The organism is Rubrivirga aquatilis, from assembly GCF_046845665.1.
Classification (GTDB): domain Bacteria; phylum Bacteroidota; class Rhodothermia; order Rhodothermales; family Rubricoccaceae; genus Rubrivirga.
The window spans coordinates 3,066,301-3,084,467 of the sequence record NZ_CP177355.1 but is presented as its reverse complement, the minus strand read 5'-3'; the positions used below and the strand labels follow the sequence as shown (position 1 = coordinate 3,084,467).

The following is an 18,167-nucleotide window of genomic DNA, read 5'->3' as shown; positions in this document are numbered from 1 at the left end:
GCGCCTCCGCCCATGATCGAGCCGTTCACCCGCGTCCACGCCCTGCCCGACCACGTCGGCGAGACCGTCACCGTCAACGGGTGGCTCTACAACGGCCGCGGCTCAAAGGGGCTGCGGTTCCTGGAGCTCCGCGACGGGTCCGGGATCGTCCAGGTCGTCGTCAACGAGGGGGCCGTCGATGCCGAGTCGTGGGAGGCCGCCGCGTCGCTGACGCAGGAGAGCGCGTTCCGCGTCGTCGGCACCGCCAAGGCCGACGACCGCCAGACGGGTGGCGTGGAGATCCAGGCCGACTCCGTCGAGGTGATCGCGCTCGCCGAGCCGTACCCGATCACGCCCAAGGACCACGGCGTCGAGTTCTTGATGGACCGGCGCCACCTCTGGATCCGGAGCCGCCGCCAGTGGGCCATCATGCGGGTCCGCAACCGGATCATCACGGCCATCCATGCCTACTTCCAGTCCGAGGGCTACCTCCTGGCGGACCCGCCGATCCTGACCGGGAACGCCGTCGAGGGCACGTCCACGCTGTTCGAGCTCGACTACTTCGGCGAGCCGGCCTACCTCACCCAAAGCGGGCAGCTCCACGGCGAGGCCATGGCGATGGCGCACGGGAAGATCTACACCTTTGGGCCGACGTTCCGCGCCGAGAAGTCCAAGACCCGTCGGCACCTGACCGAGTTCTGGATGATCGAGCCCGAGATGGCGTTCTACGACCTCGACATGAACATGGAGGTCGTCGAAGAACTGCTGGCGGCCATCTTGGACGCCGTGCTGGCGGACTGCCGCGAGGAACTGGCGGTCCTGGAGCGCGACACCGGTAAGCTGGAGGCCGCCCGGGCCACGCCGTTCCCCCGCCTCAGCTACTCCGACGCCGTCGAGCTGCTGACCGGCGACGCCACGCAGAACGTGCTTGACGCCGAGCAGGCCGGGCTCGAAGACGAGCAGCGCGGGCTGGAGGAGGAGAAGGCGGCGAACCGCGCCAGCTATGGCCAGGCCAAGAAGGGCGAGAAGCGTCGAATCGACGCCCGCGAGATCGAAATCAACGTCCGCCTGGAGGAGATCGCCGAGGGCCTGCGCAACATCCCGTCGTGGAAGCAGAGCGCCCGCGACTTTGAGTGGGGCGCCGACTTCGGCGCGTCCGACGAGACCGTGCTCACGCGTCACTTCGACACGCCCGTCATCGTCCACCGCTACCCAGCGGCCGTGAAGGCGTTCTACATGAAGCGTGACCCCGACGACGACCGGCTGGCGCTCGGCATGGACGTGCTGGCGCCCGAGGGCTACGGCGAGATCGTCGGCGGCGGCGAACGGGCGACGGACCTCGCGTTCCTCCAGGCGCAGGTCGAGGCGCACGGGCTGCCCGAGTCCGCGTTCGACTGGTACTTTGACTTGCGACGGTTTGGGAGCGTGCCCCACGCCGGGTTCGGGCTGGGACTGGAGCGCACCGTCGCCTACATCTGTGGCCTCCCGCACGTCCGCGAGACCGGGTTCTTCCCGCGCTTGCTGGGCCGCCTCCACCCGTAGCCGAGGAGGAAGGGAGCGAGATGGGGACTGAGATCGGTTGGCAAAAAACGCAGCCTGCCGTACGCTTGCCGCCTGCGGGGGCAGCGGCCCTCGCCTCACCTTCTCCCAGTCCCATGACACCTCGTCTGCTCCGGGCCGCCGCAAGCTGCGCCCTCGCCTTGGCCCTCGTCGCTGGCTGCGACACCGCGCTCGACTCCGCTCAAGCGCCGACGGCCGCCTCCTCCCACGGCACAGTCGAGGTCGTCACGGAGGCCGACATCGCGAGGCAGCCCGAGAGCACGCCGCCAACCAACAACTGGGTGCTTTACACCCGGACGCCCGCCAGCGTCGGCACGTTCGTCTCCGGCCCGGCCTCGCCGCCCGCGGGCATCGGCAGCTTCCACATGGAGACGCCTACCGGCGGCGACAAGCTCTACCTGTTCAACTACGACCACATCGGCCTGCGGACGGCCGACATCGATGGCGTCTCGTACTCGACGTATCGGTCGAGCGCGTCCGGCGGGAGCGGCATCGTCGTCCCGTCGATCAACCTCGAAATCGACCGGGGCCGGACCGGCGAGGGCTACGCCGTCTTGGTCTATGAGCCCTACTACAACGCCTCGACACAGGGCCCCGTCGCCGACGACGTCTGGCAGGACTGGGACGCCTACGACGGCGGCGCGGGCCGCTGGTGGGCCACGCGCGACCTCGACCTCGACAACAACGGCACGTTCGAGTGCCCGCGTCAGAGCTGCTTTTTCGAGTGGGGTGACTTTGCTGCCGGCTACCCCGACGCCACGGTGCTCGGCGCGTTCGGCGTCAACCAGGGCTCCGGCAACCCGGTCACCGACGCGTTCGCCGACGCGCTCGCGCTATCGTGGACGGGCGGCGCGGTCACCTACGACTTCGAGCCGTACCGCGTGGCCACGGACAAGGACGCCTGCAAGAGCGGTGGGTGGGAGGACCTCCGCCGTGCGGACGGCAGCACGTTCCGCAACCAGGGGCAGTGCATCCGCTACGTGAACACAGGACGCTAGCCGCGTGAGCCGGAGGAGCGGCGAGCAGTCCGCTCCTCCCGGCGCGGCGTAGGTTGACGACCCGCACGGCGCGCTGGCGCCTCCCGACCGTCGCCTCCGCCGCCTGTGTCCGACTTTCCCCACGTACCCTACGCTGGCGTCGAGCGCTCCGACGACGAGATCGTCGCTCGCGCCCAGGCGTTTTACGAAGAGGTCGACGATCGGCGCTCGGTACGCTTCTTTACGGACCGGCCGGTTCCCCGCGCGGCCATCGAGGCGGCCATCGCCGCCGCGAGCACGGCGCCCAGCGGTGCGCATATGCAGCCGTGGACGTTCGTCGCCATCTCGGACCCCGAGATGAAGCGACAGATCCGCGAGGCCGCCGAGGCCGAGGAGCGAGCCAGCTACGACGGCCGAATGTCGGAGGAGTGGCTGGAGGCGCTGGCGCCCATCGGCACCGACTGGCGCAAGCCGTTCTTGGAGACCGTCCCGTGGATCGTGGTCATGTTCGCCCAGCGCTCCGGGGTCCGCGCCGACGGGACGAAGCGCAAGCACTACTACGTGCAGGAAAGCTGCGGCATCGCCGCCGGCCTCTTCATCGCCGCGCTCCATCATGCCGGGCTGGCGACGCTGACGCACACCCCGTCGCCGATGCGCTTCCTGCGCGACCTGCTCGGCCGCCCCGACAACGAGGCGCCCTACATCCTGTTTCCCGTCGGCCACGTCGCCGCCGACGCGACCGTCCCGGACCTTGCGCGCAAGCCGCTCGACGAGGTCAGCGTCTGGATCGAGGAGGGATGATGGGGGACATGAACCTGTCGTAGCGTGGGAGTCCACCACACGGGGCCCACGTCCCGAGACGACATGCGCCTCGCCGTCCTCGCCCTCGGGCTCGTTCTCGCCATCCCTGCCTCGGCCCAGCCCAGCAGCCAACAGCTCCGGGGTGCCCCGCCGCCCGAGGTGCTGACGCTAGCGGTCGCCGGCAACGACGCGCTCGCAGCGAATGCGGTCGCCGCTCGCACCGGGGGGGCGGCGCCGGTCCGGTTCGCCGAGCCGGTCGACGTGGCCGTCACGCCTGCCACGCACGGGACGTGGAGCGAGGGGCCCGACGGCACGCGCGTCTGGCGGCTCGTCGTGGAGTCCCCAACGGCGTACTCGCTGAGCTTCGGGTTCTCCCGCTTCCGGCTTCCCGAGGGCGCCGCGCTGTGGCTCTACGCCCCAGGCCAGGCCCCGGAGTACCGTCCGTTCACGGCCGACGACAACGAGGCGCACGGCCAGCTGTGGACGCCCCTCGTCGTAGGGGACCGGGCCGTGATCGAACTGAACGTGCCCCCGAGCAAGACGCCCCTCGCGGTCGACCTCGAACTGTCCCAGGCCAATCACGCCTTCATCCCCACGTTGCTGTCTCGGGAGGAGAAAGAGGCCCTCGGCGCCCGGCGCTCAGGCTCGTGCAACGTCGACGTGGCCTGCCCCGAGGGCGACGCCTACCCCGACATCATCCGCTCCGTCGGGGCGTACACCGTCCGGGGCATCGACTTCTGCTCAGGCGCCGCCATCAACACGACGGCGGGGGACGGCCGGCCCATCTTCCTGACGGCCGAGCACTGCGGGATCGGCGCCGGCAACGGCCCCGACGTCGTCGTTTACTGGAACTATCAGAACTCGACGTGCCGCACCCCGGGCTCGCCCGCCAGCGGGCAGCCTGGCGACGGGCCGCGGTCGATGTTTAACTCGGGCGTCGCCGAGATCGGCGACGGGGTCGCGGCCGACTGGTCCGTCCTCGAGTTCGACGACCCGATCCCGACAAACGCGGGCGTCTTTCTCGCAGGTTGGGACCGCCGCGACCTCGCGCCCCTGTCGGCCGTCGCCATTCATCACCCGAGCGTCGAAGAAAAACGGATCTCGTTCGAGAATGACCCGCTCACCGTCACCAACTACAGCAGCCCCACGGCCAACGCCAGCGGCACACACCTACAGGTCGCCGACTGGGATTTGGGCACGACCGAGGGCGGATCCTCCGGGTCGCCGCTGTTCAGCCCCGAGGGCCGGATCATCGGACAGCTCACGGGCGGCGCTGCCGCGTGCGGCAACGACGCGCCGGACTGGTACGGCCGGACGTTCCGGGCGATGAACGACGGGCTGGCGGCCATCCTCGACCCGCTCGGGACGGGCGCCCAAACGCTCGATGGCCGCGACTACACCGCGTCCCCGTCGGCCGGCGCCCAAGCCTCTGCCGAGAGCGCCCAGCCGGGCGAGAGCGTGACGTTCACGTTCACCGTCGTCAACCCCACCCCGAGCGACGTCACACCGCAGTTCACGAACGTCCTGCCCGTCGGGCTCCTGTTCGCGGGCGACCTCCAGGCCTCCATCGGCAGCGCCGCCTTTACCAGCGATGCCGTGACGTGGAGCGATCGGATCCCGGCGGGCGGCTCGGTCACGATCGAGTACCGCACCACTCTCGCAGACGACGCCGTCGGAACGATCGAGAACTCGGCGACGACCACCATCGCAGGGTTCGCGGACGCCGTCGCGTCGGCGAGTGTGGCCGTCGTCCGTGGCCTGCCGACACCCGACACCGTCGTGGAGGCGGTCGTCGGGACGGACATCCCGGACAACGGCTGCCCGGCGTTCACCGGCTCGACGCTCGACGTGACAGGCCCGCTCGTGATCGAGCACCTCGCGGTCGGGGTCGGGATCACGCACACCTACCGCGGCGACCTCCGGGTCCGGCTGACGAGCCCCGCGGGCACGACGGTCTCGCTGATCGAGCGCGTCGGGCCCGGCGACTTCGGCTCGAGCGCCGACAACCTCGACATCCTGATCGGCGATGAGGCCGCTCCCGGCTCGTTCGCGAGTGGGAATCACAACGTCGGGGCGCCGTTCTACGACGTGGTCGGCCGCCCGGAGAGCGGGGACCAGGGCGGCCCGGTCGGGATGTTGGCGTCGTTCATCGGCGAAGACGCCGCCGGGACGTGGACGCTGGGCGTCTGTGACTCCGCGGGGGACGACACCGGGCGTCTGGAGCGCTGGAGCCTGCAGGTCGTCTCGTCCGGCTCGGTCGCAGGCGAGGACGGGCCGCTAGGTGCGTTCTCGGCTCGGCTCGCGGGCCCCAACCCCACCAACTCGCGGACGGCGCTTGCGGTGACGGTGCCCGGCATGCAGCGCGTCCGGGCGACGCTCGTCGACGCGACGGGCCGGACGGTCGCCGAGGTGTTCGACGGGCCGGTCGCCGACGCGGCCGAGATCGCGGTCGACGTGTCGGCGCTCGCCGCGGGCGTCTACCTCGTGCGCGTCGAGGCCGGCGCCAGCGTCCGCACCCAGCGGCTGACGGTCGTCCGCTGACCGGGTCGCCGGACTCAAGAAAGCCGGGGCCGGTCGCATCGCGCGACCGGCCCCGGCTCGGGTTCGGGTGGGGCCCGTCTAGCTCGTCGCGCGGACGCGGCGGACGTTGTGAGCGGCGACGCCGGCCTTGCCACCGCGAACGGTGAACTCGACGGGGTCCCCGTCGGTGAACGAGCGGTCGGCCGCGTTCCGGACGGAGAACGGGATGCCGTTCTCGCCGTGGCGGACGAAGCCGACGCCGCGGCGGGCGTTGAACTGCGTGATGGTACCCTTGATCATGGTCGTGACCGGTTGAGGTTCGGTTTTCGTGGCCCGGAGGGTACGGGTCAAACGGCCGGGTGGTGTCTGGGCCTCGGCAGAGGCTCGGCGAAGCCTTTGCGAGGGCGGGTCGAAGGGGGGATGCCCTTACGGTGAGGGCGTGGGGGCCGATACCCGAGTCGCCCCCCCGACGCCCTGTGCCCACTCTCGCGCCGCCCCCCGACCGCCCCGAGACCGCCGCCGACCCCGGCGCGGCCCTGCACGCGTTCGTCGCCGATCTCCTCCCGCTCCGACGCTGTATCACGGGCGACGGGCTTCGCCAGACCTTGCTCGCGATCGGCGAGCGCGTGCCGCTGCGGATCAGCGAGGTCCCGACGGGCACACCGATCCTGGACTGGACCGTCCCCAAGGAGTGGCGCGTCCGCGAGGCCTACGTCGAGCACCAGGGGCGGCGGATCGTGGACTGGGCCGACAGCCCGCTCGCGCTCGTCCAATACAGCGTCGCCGCTCGCGACCGGATGCCCCTGTGGGCGCTCCGCGCTCGGCTGCACACCCTCCCCGACCAGCCGGCGCTCGTCCCGTACCGGACCTCGTACTACGCGCCGACGTGGGGCTTCTGCCTGTCTCAGGACCGCCTCGACGCGCTGGCCGCCGAGGTCGGCGAGGGCGCGGAGCTGGACGTGGTGATCGACGCCGAGCACATCGATGGGAGCCTGACGTATGGCGAGGTGGTCGTGCCGGGCGAGACGAGCGACGAGATCCTGCTCTCCGCTCACGCCTGTCACCCGGCGCTGGCGAACGACAACGCCTCGTCGCTGGCGGTCGCCACGATGCTGGCGCGGCGCCTGCTCGATGGGCCGACCCCTCACCACACGATCCGATTCGTCTTCGCGCCCGGGACCGTCGGTGCCATCGCCTGGCTCGACCGCAACCACGCCACCGTCTCGCGCATCCGCCATGGACTCGTACTGGCAAACCTCGGCGATCGGGGCGGCTTCACCTACAAACGGACGCGCGCTGCCCTCGTGGGCCCGCCTGCGCCCGTCGACCGCGCCGTCCCGCTCGCGCTCCGGGATCTGGGATTCGACGTCGACGTCCGCCCGTTCGAGCCGACGGGCTACGACGAGCGCCAGTACAACAGCCCCGGCTTCGCCTTGCCCGTCGGCCGCCTGACGCGCACGGCGCACGGCGAGTACCCCGAGTACCACACCTCCGGCGACGACCTCAACCTCGTCACTCCGGAGTCGCTGGTGGAGTCGCTCGACGCGCTCGACGCCATCGTGCGAACGCTCGACCGCGTCGCCGTCTACCGCAACACGCAGCCCTACGGGGAGCCACAGCTTGGTCGGCGGGGGCTGTACGAGAGCCTCGGAGGCCTGCCGAATGGCCCCGAAGCCCAGCAGGCTGCGTTGTGGGTCCTCAACCTCTCCGACGGGGCGCACTCGCTGGTCGACATCGCCGAGCGGTCCGGCCTTCCGTTCGCCGCTGTCTGTGGCGCTGCCGACCGGCTGGCGGAGGCAGGCCTCCTCACCGAAGCATGACCGATCCCGACTCCAACCGCTTCGTCGCCAGCCGCGCCCACCAGCGGCGCGCGCACCGCCTGATCCCGGGCGGGGCGCACACGTATGCCAAGGGCGACGACCAGATGCCCGAGTGGATGCCGGTCGTCGTCGAGAGGGGAGAGGGCGCGCATGTCTGGGACCTCGACGGCAACCGCTTTATCGAGTACGGCCAGGGCCTGCGCGCCGTCACGCTGGGGCACGCTGAGCCTAGGGTGACGGCCGCCGCGACGCGCTGGCTGGCGCGCGGCGCCAACTTTTCCCGCCCCGCAAGCATCGAGTTGGAGGTCGCTGAGGCGTTCCTCGCCCTCGTTGGCGCCGACTGCGTCAAGTTCACCAAGGACGGCTCCTCGGCGACGACCGCCGCCGTCAAGCTGGCGCGTGCGGCGACCGGGCGGGACCCGGTCGCGATCTGCGCCGACCACCCGTTTCTGTCGCAAGACGACTGGTTCATCGGCACGACGCCGATGGCCGCGGGCATCCCTGCCGCCGTTCGCGACCTCACCGTGTCGTTCCCCTACGGCGACCTCGACGCGCTCGTCGACGTGCTCGACCGCGAGCGCCCGGCGTGCGTGGTGATGGAGGCCGTCCGCGACGAGTCCGACCCCGGCGACTATCTCCGCGCCGCCATTGCGGCCTGCCGCGAGCGCGGTGTCGTGTTCGTGCTCGACGAGATGATCACCGGCTTCCGCTGGTCGGAGCGCGGCGCCCAGGGCCTGTTCGGGCTCGACCCCGACCTGTCGACGTTCGGGAAGGCGTTGGCGAACGGCCACTCGGTCTCGGCGCTGGCGGGACGCCGCCAGCTGATGGAGGCGGGCGGGCTTGACACGGCGAAGGACCGCGTCTTCCTCCTTTCGGCCACACACGGCGCCGAGACGCACGGGCTCGCGGCGGCCATCGAGACGATGCGCATCGCCGCCAGTGAGGACGTGGCGGGCCAGCTCATGCGACAGGGCGCCCGGCTCCGCCGGCAGGTCGCCCAGGTCGTCGCGGCCTCCGGGGTCGGCGATGCCGTCGGTACGGCGGGGCGCGACTGCAACCTGGTGTTCTGGACGCGCGACGCCAACGGGCTCGCCTCCCAGCCCTTCCGCACCCTCTTCCTGCAAGAGCTCACCCGGCGTGGCGTGCTCGCGCCCTCCTTCGTCGTCACGACGGCCCACACCGACGAGGTGATCGACCAGACGACGGAGGCCGTGGCGGGCGCGCTGGCGGTCTACGCCCGGGCGCTCGACGCCGGCTCAGTCGACGGGTTCCTGCTCGGCCGCCCGGTCCAGCCCGTCTTCCGTCAAAAGGCCGGGACGGTCTGGACCTCTATCACTCGGCCCGGTGGCGACGGCGCCCTTTCTGCGGCGACGGCCGCGACTCCGACCTCGACAACTCCATGAAAGTCGTTCTCTTCTGCGGTGGCGAGGGCATGCGCCTCAAGGAGCACTCCGGCCCGATCCCAAAGCCGATGGTCTGCGTCGGCTACCGACCGGTCCTGTGGCACCTGATGAAGTACTACGCCCACTACGGACACAAGGACTTCATCCTGTGCTTGGGCCACGGCGCCGACCACGTCAAGCGCTACTTCGTCGACTACGATGAGACCGTCTCTAACGACTTCGTGCTGACCGGCGGGAAGGATGTGGAGTTGCTTCGGAGCGACATCCACGACTGGCGCATCACCTTCGTCGATACCGGGCTTGCTGCCAGCGTCGGCGAGCGGCTGGTCGCCGTCCGAGATTTCCTCGACGGCGATGAGTGGTTTCTGGCCAACTACGCCGATGGATTGACCGACGCCCCGCTCGACACGATGGTCGACTTCGCGCAGGCGTCCGGCCGCGCGGCCACGTTCCTCGGGGTCCAGCCCAACTACACGAGCCACGTGATCCGCTCCGACGACTCGGGCGCGGTCACCGACGTGCAACACGTCACCGAGATCGGGCTCCGCATCAACGGCGGGTTCTTTGTGATGAACCAGCACTTCTTCGACTACATCCGCCCCGGCGAGGACATTCTCGGGCCGCCGGCGCACCGCATGGCCGCCGCCCGCCAACTCGGGTCGTTCGACTACCAGGGTTTTTGGGCGTGCATGGACACGTTCAAGGAAAAGAAGCTGCTGGAGGACATCTACCAGAACGGGCAGGCCCCGTGGGAGGTCTGGAGCGACCGCCGCGCCTCGGGCGACGGCGACCCCCGCATCGCGGGCGACGGCTCCTTCGCCCCACCCGTCCTCAGCTAGCCTGTGTTCGCCCTTCCCCCGTCGCTCGGCCGGGACGAGCCTCTCCGGCTCGTCTGCCTGGGCGCGCACGCCGACGACATCGAGATCGGGGCAGGGGGGACCCTCTTTCGTCTGCTCGCGGAGCGCCCCCAGACGACGGTTCACTCGGTCGTCGCCTCCGCCCGCGGCCCCCGTGCCGCCGAGGCCCGCGCCGCTGCCGCTGCCCTGCTGGCAGACGCCGAGCACGTCGAGATGCACGTCCTCGACACCCCCGACGGCTTCTTCCCACAGCACGTCGAGGACCTGAAGCGCTGGATGAAAGCAACGCTCGAACCCGTTCGTCCGCACCTCGTCCTGACGCACCGCCGCGACGACGCGCACCAGGACCACCGCACGGTCGGCGACCTCGCGTGGCAGACGTTCCGGGGCGCGACCATCGCTAGCTACGAGATCCCGAAGTGGGACGGCGACCTCGACCGCCCGAACGCCTACGTCGCCCTCGACGCGACCACGCTCGACCGCAAGCTGGCGATCCTCGACACCCATTTTCCAAGCCAGCGCGAGAAGGGTTGGTACGACGCCGAGACGTTCCGGGGGCTGGCGCGTATCCGAGGCGTCGAAGCGGGGACGCACTACGCCGAGGCGTTCCACTGCGCGAAGCTGGTTTGGTGACGCCCGCCGCCCCGCTCTTCCTCCTCGCCGCGCTCGCCCTCACGGCCTGCGGCGACCCGGCCGAGGCCGCACGTCCGTCCACGTGGTCCGAGCCCGTGCCACCGGCGTGTCCGCCAGGGGAGTGGGACGCGGGGGAGGGCTGCGGGCCCGCCGCGACGGTGTTCAGCCCGACCGGCGCGACGCTCTTCGTGGACCGCGCTAGTCCTGCCGCCAGCGACCGCGGTCCGGGGACGGAGGCCCGACCGTTCCGCACGATCTCGCGAGCCGCCGAAGCGGTCCGGCCTGGCGACGCCGTGGTGATCCGTGCGGGCGTCTACCGCGAGTCGATCCGTCCCCGCATCGGAGGGAGCAGTTCCCGTTCGCGCGTCACGTTCGCCGCCTACCCGGGCGAGACCGTGGTGGTCAGCGGCGCGGACGTGGCGGACTCCGGGTGGACGCGGACGGCTGGCGGCGACTGGCGGCTGCCCTGGGCCTACGGCCCGCTACGGACGTATTCCGACGACCCGGCCTTCCGACGCGAGATGCTCGTGGTGGGTGGCCGCGTTCAGCGACCCGTGGCGGGCCGGGCTGAGCTGGCGCCCGGTCGGTTCCTGCGGGAGGGCTCCGACAATGCGCCGACGGCTCTGGTGGCACGGCTGCCCCTCGCACGGTCGGGCGATGGGGGGATCGAGGTGGGCGTTCGCACGCGTCTCTTCTGGCCCTCCGGACCGGACGACTCCGCCGACTGCGGCGACCCCTCCACACCGGGCTGGTTCCGCGTCGTCGGGCTCACCTTCCGCTACGCGACGAACCGGGCGCAGTGGGGCGCGGTGTGTGCTGGGAGCGTGGGGGGCCTGTTCGAGGACGTGACGGTCGAGTGGACCAACGGCCGGGGCATCGACGTGTCGGGCCGTGAGCACACGTTCCGGCGGACGCGCGCCGACCTGAACGGGCAAATCGGCTGGGGCGGGGCGTGCGCCTCCTGCCTGTTCGACGAGACGGCCGCCGTGGGCAACAACTGGAAGGGTCACGACCCGTACTGGGAGGCCGGCGGCGGCAAGTGGCATCACACCACCGACACCGTCTTCCGCCGCCACTACTCGGCCCACAACGACGGCCCCGGCATCTGGCTCGACGGCGACAACACGAGCAACACCATCGAGGGTGCGCTCTCGGTTTCCGATCAGGTCGCCGGGATCATGCTGGAGCTCCGCACGACGGGGACGCTGGTCCAGCACTCGGTCGTGGCGAGAACCCGCTGGCGGGCGTGGAGTGGATCGGGTGTGCTGTCGCAAGCGGCCAGTCGCAACGTGTTCTCGCACAACACGTTCACTGAGAACGGCGGCACCGGCCTGTGGCTCCGCCGCGACCCCGACCGGCGGGCCTCGGACGGCGACAACCTCGTCGCCAACAACTGGATCGTTGACAACGCGGCGTCCGGCGAGGAGGCCCGCGAGGTGCAGGTCGAGGCCGATACGCCAGCCATGATCCGGTCGACGCGGTTCGTCAGCAACGTCTACGGGCGGCTTGGCGACGGCCTGTATCGATCTACGTTCTTCGCCCGCCCGGTCCCCGCGCTGGCGGCCGACTTCCGCAGCGAGGACGTCCTCGAGTGGGCGCGCATCACCGGCGCCGAGCAGGACCGCCTCGTGGGCCGGGCACGACTGGTCGCCACCCGCATCGACGGAGCCGGGGCGGGCGCCCGAGCGGCTGGCCTCGTTCCATCCGACCGGGTCGGGGCGGATCCCGCTCGCGTGCGGGCGCGGGGGGACTGGAACCAGGCCCCTCCGCGTCCCGCCTGGCCCCGATAGCACGGGCTCACGGCACGCCTGCGGTCCGCCGTCTCAGTGTATTGGTCGCCCAGTCGAGAGCGGACACGGCTTTGCGGGGACCGGGATGCGCTCATCCCTCCCTCATGGAAACCGTCCTCGTCGGCTCCGACCGTCCGTTTTCGCACCAGCGCGAACTGGCTCTCACGAACGCCGCCGCACACGCTCGCCGTCGCTTCGCGAACGCGGCCTCGCTGGCGGGCGCCGAGATGCTAGCGCTGACGGTGACGCTGTTTGTGGCCGGGCTCGTCCGCCAGGCCGTCACCGGGGAGGCGGGCGCCGTGGTCGGGATCTCGTGGATCGTCTTGCCGATTTACCTCGGCGCCGCCACGTTCGTCGGCCTGCTCCCCGGGTGGGGATTGGGCGCCGTTGAGGAACTGCGCCGCGTGGTGTTGACGCTGGCAGGGGTGTTCGCGACCGCGGCCGTCGGGCTGTACCTCACGAACGCGAATGTTGCGGGCGGGGCCTCCGCCAGCCGCCTGACGCTCGTCGCGGCTGGAATCCTGTCGGTCGGGCTCGTCCCGCTGGCGCGGTGGAGCGTCAAGTCGCAGCTGGTGCAACACGATCGCTGGGGCGTCGGCGCGGTCGTCTATGGGGCGGGCTTGGCGGGGGCGCGCATCGTGCGTCAGCTGCAGGAGGAGCGGGGCATCGGCTACACGCCGCTCGCGGTCTTCAGCGACGACCTCGACGCCTGGGGCGGCTTCCTCGACACCGTCCCGATCGTCGGCGACACGGCCCAGGTGGCCCCGCAGGCGGCCGTGGCGTTCCTCGCGCTGCCCGAGGCCGAGCGGGGGCGTCAGATCGAGCTGCTCGAAGGGCCGCTCTCGTGCTACCGCACCGTCGTTCTCGTCCCCGACCTGTTCGAGGCGCCCAGCCTGTGGGTCACGCCGCGCGACTTCGCGGGCATCCTCGGTCTCGAACTCTCCTCGACGCTCACTCGCACGACGCCCCGCCTGGTCAAGCGGACGGTCGACCTCGCCGCCGTGCTGCTGCTTGCGCCTTTCTGGGTCCCCGTCGTGGCGCTGATGGCCGCCTGGGTGTGGGCCGCCGACCGCGCCTTCCCGTTCTACTGCCAGGAGCGCATCGGTCTCGACGGTGCCACGTTCTGTGCGTGGAAGCTCCGCACGATGGTCCCCCACGCCGACCGCGTGTTGGAGGAGGCGCTCGACGCCGACCCGGCCTTGCGCGCCGAGTGGGAGGAGCACTTCAAGTTGGAGAACGACCCTCGGATTACGGCACCCGGACGCCTCTTGCGTCGCACGAGCCTGGACGAGCTCCCGCAGCTCTACAACGTCCTGAAGGGTGAGATGAGCGTCGTCGGGCCCCGCCCCCTGCCCGACTACCATCACCAAGAGTTGAGCGAGCGCGTGCGGGCGTTGCGGGAGCGGGTCCGCCCAGGCATCACCGGTCTGTGGCAGGTCTCCGGCCGGAGCCACGCGGGCAACCTCGGCATGGAGCGGTGGGACCCGTACTACGTTCGCAACTGGTCGCCGTGGCTCGACGCCGTGATCTTGGTGCGGACCGTACGCGTCGTGCTCCAGGGCTCCGGCGCGTACTAGGCGCCGTCTGGCCGACTGATTTCCCGCCTGCGCACGGCGTCGGTCGCCGATGGCCCACGCCCTTGCTCGGGCGCGGTCGTACGCAAGCCCGGCGGATCTTGGGAGGCCGCCCCTCAGCGCCAGCCCGTGAGGGCCGCGGCGGCGCGACGGAGCGAGGCGTCGGCCGCGGGGAGCCACGGCGTCCAGAGCTGCCACATGTGGAAGGCGTCCGCCGTGAGGTGGAGCGAGAGGTCGGCGCCCGCCGCGCAAGCCCGCTCGGCGAGCCTGAGCGCGTCGCCGAGCAGGACCTCGCGGCCGCCCACCTCGACGTGCGTCCGGGGGAGGCGGCCGGGGTCAGCCAGCAGGGGCGAGACCCCGGGGTCGTCGTCGGGCCGGTCCCGGAACGTCATCTCCGCGAGCCGGCGGTCGTCGTCGTCCGCGTTCATGGCGTCGCGCGGCGTGTTGGGCTGCCGGGTGCCGCTGAGGCCCGTCCGGTCGGTGTTGGGCGAGAACAGGGCGAGCGCCCCGGCCGGGCGGCCCGCGTCGGCCAGGGCGAGGGCGGTGACCAGGGCGAGGTGGCCGCCAGCGCTGTCGCCCGCGAGCGCGACGCGGCGGCCGGCGTCCTGGAGCGCCCGGACGGCCGCGAGCGCGTCGTCGCGCTGGGCGGGCCACGCGCGCTCGGGCGCCAGCCGGTAGCGCGGGAGCACGACAGGCACGCCGAGCGCGTCGGCGAACGCGGCGGCGGGACGCGCGTGCGTTTCCGGCGCGCCGAACACGTAGCCGCCGCCGTGGAACCACACCGCGACGGCGTCGCCCTCGCCCGTGCCGAGGCGGAGCGTCTCGACGCCGCCCCACGTCTCGGGCTCAGCTTCGGGGACCGGCTCGCCCGCGTCGTCGCCGCGCATCAGCCGTGCGAAGGCGCCACGCATCGCCTCGGGCGTCCCCTCGACGGGGTGGGCCCTGATCCGGGCCGCGACGTCGTCGAACGAGACCGGGCCGTCGAACGGGCCCGGCATCAGAGGTCGATGGACGCGACCGAGCCGCCGTCGACGCGGTAGTTCGAGCCGACGACGAACGAGGCCCGCTCCGAACACAGGAACGCGATCACGGCGGCGACTTCCTCGGGCCGCCCGCGGCGGTCGAGCACGAGGTGGGGCCGGTCCTCTTCGAGAAACTCGTCGATCGCCTCGTCCATCGTCTCGTCGTTCTTCTCGGCCTTCTTCTCCATCATTCCGTCGGTCATGTCGGTCGCGATAAACGCCGGGGCGACCGAGTTGACGAGCACGCCCCGTGCCGCGTAGCGCTGGGCGAGCGCCTTGGCGAAGGTGAGCAGCGACGCCTTGGCCCCGTTGTAGACCACCTCGTCGTCGTACGGCTGCGCCACGTTCTCGCTCGTCACGAAGACGACGCGGCCCCAGCCCCGGTCCAGCATCGCGGGCATCACGGCCTTCGCCATCCGGACGGCCGACATCATGTCGACCTGCCACGCCTCGTGCCAGTCGTCCTCGGTGATGTCGGTGAGCGGGTCGCCCTTGGCGCCGGTGACGCCGGCGGTGTGGACCAGGATGTCGAGGTCCCAGTCGACGGCGCTCGCGACGGCGTCGGCGCCGGCCTGACTGCGCAAGTCGGCCACGACGGAGCGCAGGCCGTCGCCGCCGAGCCCGTCGGACTCGAGGATCCGGACCGAGAGCGCGAGCTGGCTCTCGTCGAGGTCGGTCATAAGCACGCGGGCGCCCTCCTGGCGCAGGATGCGGGCCGTTTCGAGGCCCATGCCGCCGGCGGCGCCGGTGATGACCGCCGCGCGGTCTTGAATCTGGAGGTCCATGGTGGATGAGAGTAGGAGGAGACAGGGGAGAGGCCCCGGCGTTACGCGGAGGCGTTGAGGTCGTCGAGCAGCGTGTTGACGGCGTCGGCGACGCGGCCCGGGTGGTCCTCCGGGACGAAGTGGAGCCCGCCCTCGATCCGGTCGAGCGGCGCGCCGAGCTCGGTCGCCAGCCGGTAGCCGTAGGCGATCTCCTGGAACGGGTCGGCGGCGCCCCAGACGAGCCGGGCCGGGAGGTTGAGCGTCGGGAGGGCGTCGGCGATGGCGAGCGTGTCGTCGACGTCGAGCGACTCCGTCTGGCGGATAAAGGCCGCCGCGGCGCCGTCGGACCCGGCGTAGTACGGCCAGTGCGCCTCGACGGACTCGTCGGCCCGGCCGGGCGCGTCGTGGCCCTGGTGGAGAAACGCGCTGTACATGGGCCGGAACGCGGCGTCCGGGAGGTGCGCCACGACCGGGCCGAGCGCGCGCATCGCCTTGACCATCGGGATCGGCCACGAGTCGTAGGCGATGCAGTTGGTGAGCACGAGGCCGCGGACGCGTTCGGGGTGCCGCACGGCCAGGATCTGGGCGACGCCGCCGCCCAGGTCGTGCCCGACCACGACGGCGTCGTCTAGCCCGACGGCCTCCATCCACTCGGCGAGATGGTCGGCCTGCCGCGCGACCGAGATGTCGCGGCCCTCGCCCTCGGCGATCGACGCCCCGTAGCCGACCATCTCCCAGGCGAGGCACCGCGCGCCGGGCACGAGCGGGACGACGTGGCGCCACAGGCGGGGGCTCGTCGGAATGCCGTGGACGAAGACGACAGCCGGGCCGTCGCCGGCCTCCTCCCATCGCATGGTGAGGTCTCCGACGTGCGTGCGGTTCGATTCCATGGGGGGCGGACGGGGGATGCGCGTCCGGAACGAGCCCGGGGCCGGCGAGGTCCCACACGTGCTGGTCCGAGAGGGGCCCGCCCCGCACCCGTTCGATCCCGTGCGAGGTCGACGCGACGCTCCCCGCCCCACCCCCCATGCCCACCTTCCGCTGCGACCTCCGTCAGACCGGCGAGCCGCTCCCCCACGTCTGGAGCCACACCATCGGCAGCGGCCACGCCACGCTCGCGCTCCGCGCCGACTGGCAGGCCCAGCTCCGGCGCTGCCGCGACGAACTCGGCGTCCGCCACGTCCGCTTCCACGGCTTGCTGAACGACGACATGGGCACATTTGTCGACCAGGCCGGCGAGCGCATCGACTCGTTCTTCAACGCCGATCAGGTCATGGACTTCCTGGTCGAGATCGGGATGCGCCCGTTCGTCGAACTCAGCCTGATGCCCCAGGTCCTGGCCTCCGGCCCGGACACCGTGTTCCACTACCGCGGCAACATCACGCCGCCCGAGGACGTCGAGGCGTGGGGCGGCCTCATCGAGCGGCTGGCGCACCACTGGGTCGAGCGCTACGGCGCCGACGAGGTGCGGCAGTGGTTTTTCGAGGTTTGGAACGAGCCCAACCTCGACCACTTCTGGACCGGCACCCAGGCCGACTACTTCGAGCTCTACCGCGTGACGGCCCAGGCCCTCAAGCGCGCCGATTCTGGGCTCCGGGTGGGCGGCCCGGCGACGGCCAAGAACGAGTGGATCGCCGACCTGGTCGCCTTCTGCGAGGGCGAGGGTCTCCCGCTCGACTTCGTCACGACGCACCACTATCCGACCGACGCCTTTGGCGCGCCCGATGACGACACGCGCGAGCAGCTCGCGGCCGGGACCCGCGGCATCCTGCGCCAGCAGGCGCTCGATGCGGCCCGAGAGGCCGGCGACCGGCCCCTGTACTACACCGAGTGGAACGCGTCGAGCAACCCGTTCTACGCCCCGCACGACCGACCGTATGCGGCGGCCTTCGTGGCCAAGAGCTTTCTCGACGTGGCCGGCGTCGTCGAGGGCTACAGCTTCTGGACGTTCACGGACCTGTTCGAGGAGGTCTACTTCGACTCGACGCCCTTCAACGGCAAGTTCGGGCTCCTCACCATCCACGGCATCGCCAAGCCGACGTACCGGGCCGTCGAGCTCCTGCACCGCGCCGGGACCGAGCGCCTCCTCGTCGACGGGATGCACGCGACGGTCGACCGCTGGGTGACGCGCCACGACGACGGCCGCGTCGTGGTGATCCTGACGAACCACGCGCTCCCGGACCACGCCATCGAGGCGGCGACGGTCCGCCTGACGCTCGTCGGCGCGGGCGATCCGGCGTCGGTGACGGTCGAGCGGATCGACGAGGAGCACGCCAACGCGCGCAAGCTGTGGGAGCAGATGGGCGAGCCGGCGTACCTCGGCGCGGACCAGGTCGAGGCGCTCCACGCCGCGAGCGCGCTCGTGGCCGAGCCGCTGGCGTGGACCCGCGACGGCGACGATCTCGTCCTCGAGCTCGCGCTCCCGCCCCACGCCGTGGCCTCGGTCACGCTCGCCTTTGCCCCCTGA

General features: G+C 71.4%; 15 protein-coding genes. 11 read left to right on the top strand and 4 right to left on the bottom strand.

Translation table 11 applies throughout. The features are described from left to right. Nucleotides 1-12: 12 nt before the first annotated feature. The 4 genes from ACLII4_RS13590 to ACLII4_RS13575 all read left to right on the top strand — a co-directional run bounded on the left by ACLII4_RS13590 (nucleotide 13) and on the right by ACLII4_RS13575 (nucleotide 5,858). Nucleotides 13-1,521: an asparagine--tRNA ligase gene (locus ACLII4_RS13590; RefSeq protein ID WP_412067941.1), complete on the top strand. Its 1,509-nt coding sequence runs from the start codon at nucleotides 13-15 to the stop codon at nucleotides 1,519-1,521. 158 nt (nucleotides 1,522-1,679) lie between these two features. Next, nucleotides 1,680-2,537, top strand: a complete 858-nt coding sequence (locus ACLII4_RS13585; protein ID WP_412067940.1) for a hypothetical protein — start codon at nucleotides 1,680-1,682, stop codon at nucleotides 2,535-2,537. Between the two features lie 105 nt (nucleotides 2,538-2,642). Next, complete coding sequence (locus ACLII4_RS13580) at nucleotides 2,643-3,317, top strand: nitroreductase family protein (protein ID WP_412067939.1); 675 nt, start codon at nucleotides 2,643-2,645, stop codon at nucleotides 3,315-3,317. 63 nt (nucleotides 3,318-3,380) lie between these two features. Next, nucleotides 3,381-5,858 carry a proprotein convertase P-domain-containing protein gene (locus ACLII4_RS13575; protein ID WP_412067938.1) on the top strand — a complete coding sequence of 826 codons (2,478 nt, stop codon included), beginning with the start codon at nucleotides 3,381-3,383 and terminating at the stop codon, nucleotides 5,856-5,858. Between the two features lie 78 nt (nucleotides 5,859-5,936). Here the strand turns inward: ACLII4_RS13575 and ACLII4_RS13570 are convergent, their stop codons facing one another. Beyond that, nucleotides 5,937-6,137 carry a cold-shock protein gene (locus ACLII4_RS13570; RefSeq protein WP_412067937.1) on the bottom strand — a complete coding sequence of 67 codons (201 nt, stop codon included), beginning with the start codon at nucleotides 6,135-6,137 and terminating at the stop codon, nucleotides 5,937-5,939. A gap of 176 nt (nucleotides 6,138-6,313) precedes the next feature. Here ACLII4_RS13570 and ACLII4_RS13565 point away from each other — a divergent pair, with 176 nt between their 5' ends. From ACLII4_RS13565 to ACLII4_RS13540, 6 genes are all read left to right on the top strand, one after another. Then, nucleotides 6,314-7,657, top strand: a complete 1,344-nt coding sequence (locus ACLII4_RS13565; RefSeq protein WP_412067936.1) for a DUF4910 domain-containing protein — start codon at nucleotides 6,314-6,316, stop codon at nucleotides 7,655-7,657. After that, nucleotides 7,654-9,060 (top strand): glutamate-1-semialdehyde 2,1-aminomutase, encoded by a 1,407-nt coding sequence (locus tag ACLII4_RS13560; RefSeq protein WP_412067935.1) that lies wholly within the window; start codon nucleotides 7,654-7,656, stop codon nucleotides 9,058-9,060. Before ACLII4_RS13565 ends, ACLII4_RS13560 begins: the two co-directional genes overlap by 4 nt. Beyond that, nucleotides 9,057-9,899, top strand: a complete 843-nt coding sequence (locus ACLII4_RS13555; protein ID WP_412067934.1) for a glucose-1-phosphate cytidylyltransferase — start codon at nucleotides 9,057-9,059, stop codon at nucleotides 9,897-9,899. The genes ACLII4_RS13560 and ACLII4_RS13555 overlap by 4 nt, the downstream gene beginning before the upstream one ends. Nucleotides 9,900-9,902: 3 nt before the next feature. After that, nucleotides 9,903-10,550: a PIG-L deacetylase family protein gene (locus ACLII4_RS13550; RefSeq protein ID WP_412067933.1), complete on the top strand. Its 648-nt coding sequence runs from the start codon at nucleotides 9,903-9,905 to the stop codon at nucleotides 10,548-10,550. After that, nucleotides 10,547-12,340 carry a NosD domain-containing protein gene (locus ACLII4_RS13545; RefSeq protein WP_412067932.1) on the top strand — a complete coding sequence of 598 codons (1,794 nt, stop codon included), beginning with the start codon at nucleotides 10,547-10,549 and terminating at the stop codon, nucleotides 12,338-12,340. Before ACLII4_RS13550 ends, ACLII4_RS13545 begins: the two co-directional genes overlap by 4 nt. A gap of 104 nt (nucleotides 12,341-12,444) precedes the next feature. Next, nucleotides 12,445-13,917: an exopolysaccharide biosynthesis polyprenyl glycosylphosphotransferase gene (locus tag ACLII4_RS13540; protein ID WP_412067931.1), complete on the top strand. Its 1,473-nt coding sequence runs from the start codon at nucleotides 12,445-12,447 to the stop codon at nucleotides 13,915-13,917. A 113-nt stretch (nucleotides 13,918-14,030) separates the two neighbouring features. Here ACLII4_RS13540 and ACLII4_RS13535 read toward each other — a convergent pair whose 3' ends face one another. From ACLII4_RS13535 to ACLII4_RS13525, 3 genes are read right to left on the bottom strand one after another with little or no spacing between them, the layout of a single operon-like run. After that, nucleotides 14,031-14,912 carry an alpha/beta hydrolase fold domain-containing protein gene (locus ACLII4_RS13535; protein ID WP_412067930.1) on the bottom strand — a complete coding sequence of 294 codons (882 nt, stop codon included), beginning with the start codon at nucleotides 14,910-14,912 and terminating at the stop codon, nucleotides 14,031-14,033. Continuing rightward, the gene (locus ACLII4_RS13530) at nucleotides 14,912-15,721 is read right to left on the bottom strand and encodes an SDR family NAD(P)-dependent oxidoreductase (RefSeq protein WP_412067929.1); all 810 of its coding nucleotides are present in this window, start codon (nucleotides 15,719-15,721) and stop codon (nucleotides 14,912-14,914) included. The genes ACLII4_RS13535 and ACLII4_RS13530 overlap by 1 nt, the downstream gene beginning before the upstream one ends. Before the next feature lie 41 nt (nucleotides 15,722-15,762). Beyond that, on the bottom strand, nucleotides 15,763-16,590 hold the full coding sequence (locus ACLII4_RS13525; protein WP_412067928.1) for an alpha/beta fold hydrolase: 828 nt from the start codon (nucleotides 16,588-16,590) through the stop codon (nucleotides 15,763-15,765). 137 nt (nucleotides 16,591-16,727) lie between these two features. Between ACLII4_RS13525 and ACLII4_RS13520 the strand changes: the two genes are divergently transcribed. Continuing rightward, a complete protein-coding gene (locus ACLII4_RS13520; protein ID WP_412067927.1) occupies nucleotides 16,728-18,167 on the top strand; it encodes a GH39 family glycosyl hydrolase in 1,440 nt (479 codons plus the stop codon).

Coding starts and splice junctions, on each gene's coding strand:
- ACLII4_RS13535 (WP_412067930.1), bottom strand. CDS start 14,912: ATGCCGGGCCCGTTCGACGGCCCGGTCTCGTTCGACGACGTCGCGGCC.
- ACLII4_RS13575 (WP_412067938.1), top strand. CDS start 3,381: ATGCGCCTCGCCGTCCTCGCCCTCGGGCTCGTTCTCGCCATCCCTGCC.
- ACLII4_RS13525 (WP_412067928.1), bottom strand. CDS start 16,590: ATGGAATCGAACCGCACGCACGTCGGAGACCTCACCATGCGATGGGAG.
- ACLII4_RS13540 (WP_412067931.1), top strand. CDS start 12,445: ATGGAAACCGTCCTCGTCGGCTCCGACCGTCCGTTTTCGCACCAGCGC.
- ACLII4_RS13555 (WP_412067934.1), top strand. CDS start 9,057: ATGAAAGTCGTTCTCTTCTGCGGTGGCGAGGGCATGCGCCTCAAGGAG.
- ACLII4_RS13590 (WP_412067941.1), top strand. CDS start 13: ATGATCGAGCCGTTCACCCGCGTCCACGCCCTGCCCGACCACGTCGGC.
- ACLII4_RS13560 (WP_412067935.1), top strand. CDS start 7,654: ATGACCGATCCCGACTCCAACCGCTTCGTCGCCAGCCGCGCCCACCAG.
- ACLII4_RS13530 (WP_412067929.1), bottom strand. CDS start 15,721: ATGGACCTCCAGATTCAAGACCGCGCGGCGGTCATCACCGGCGCCGCC.
- ACLII4_RS13520 (WP_412067927.1), top strand. CDS start 16,728: ATGCCCACCTTCCGCTGCGACCTCCGTCAGACCGGCGAGCCGCTCCCC.
- ACLII4_RS13570 (WP_412067937.1), bottom strand. CDS start 6,137: ATGATCAAGGGTACCATCACGCAGTTCAACGCCCGCCGCGGCGTCGGC.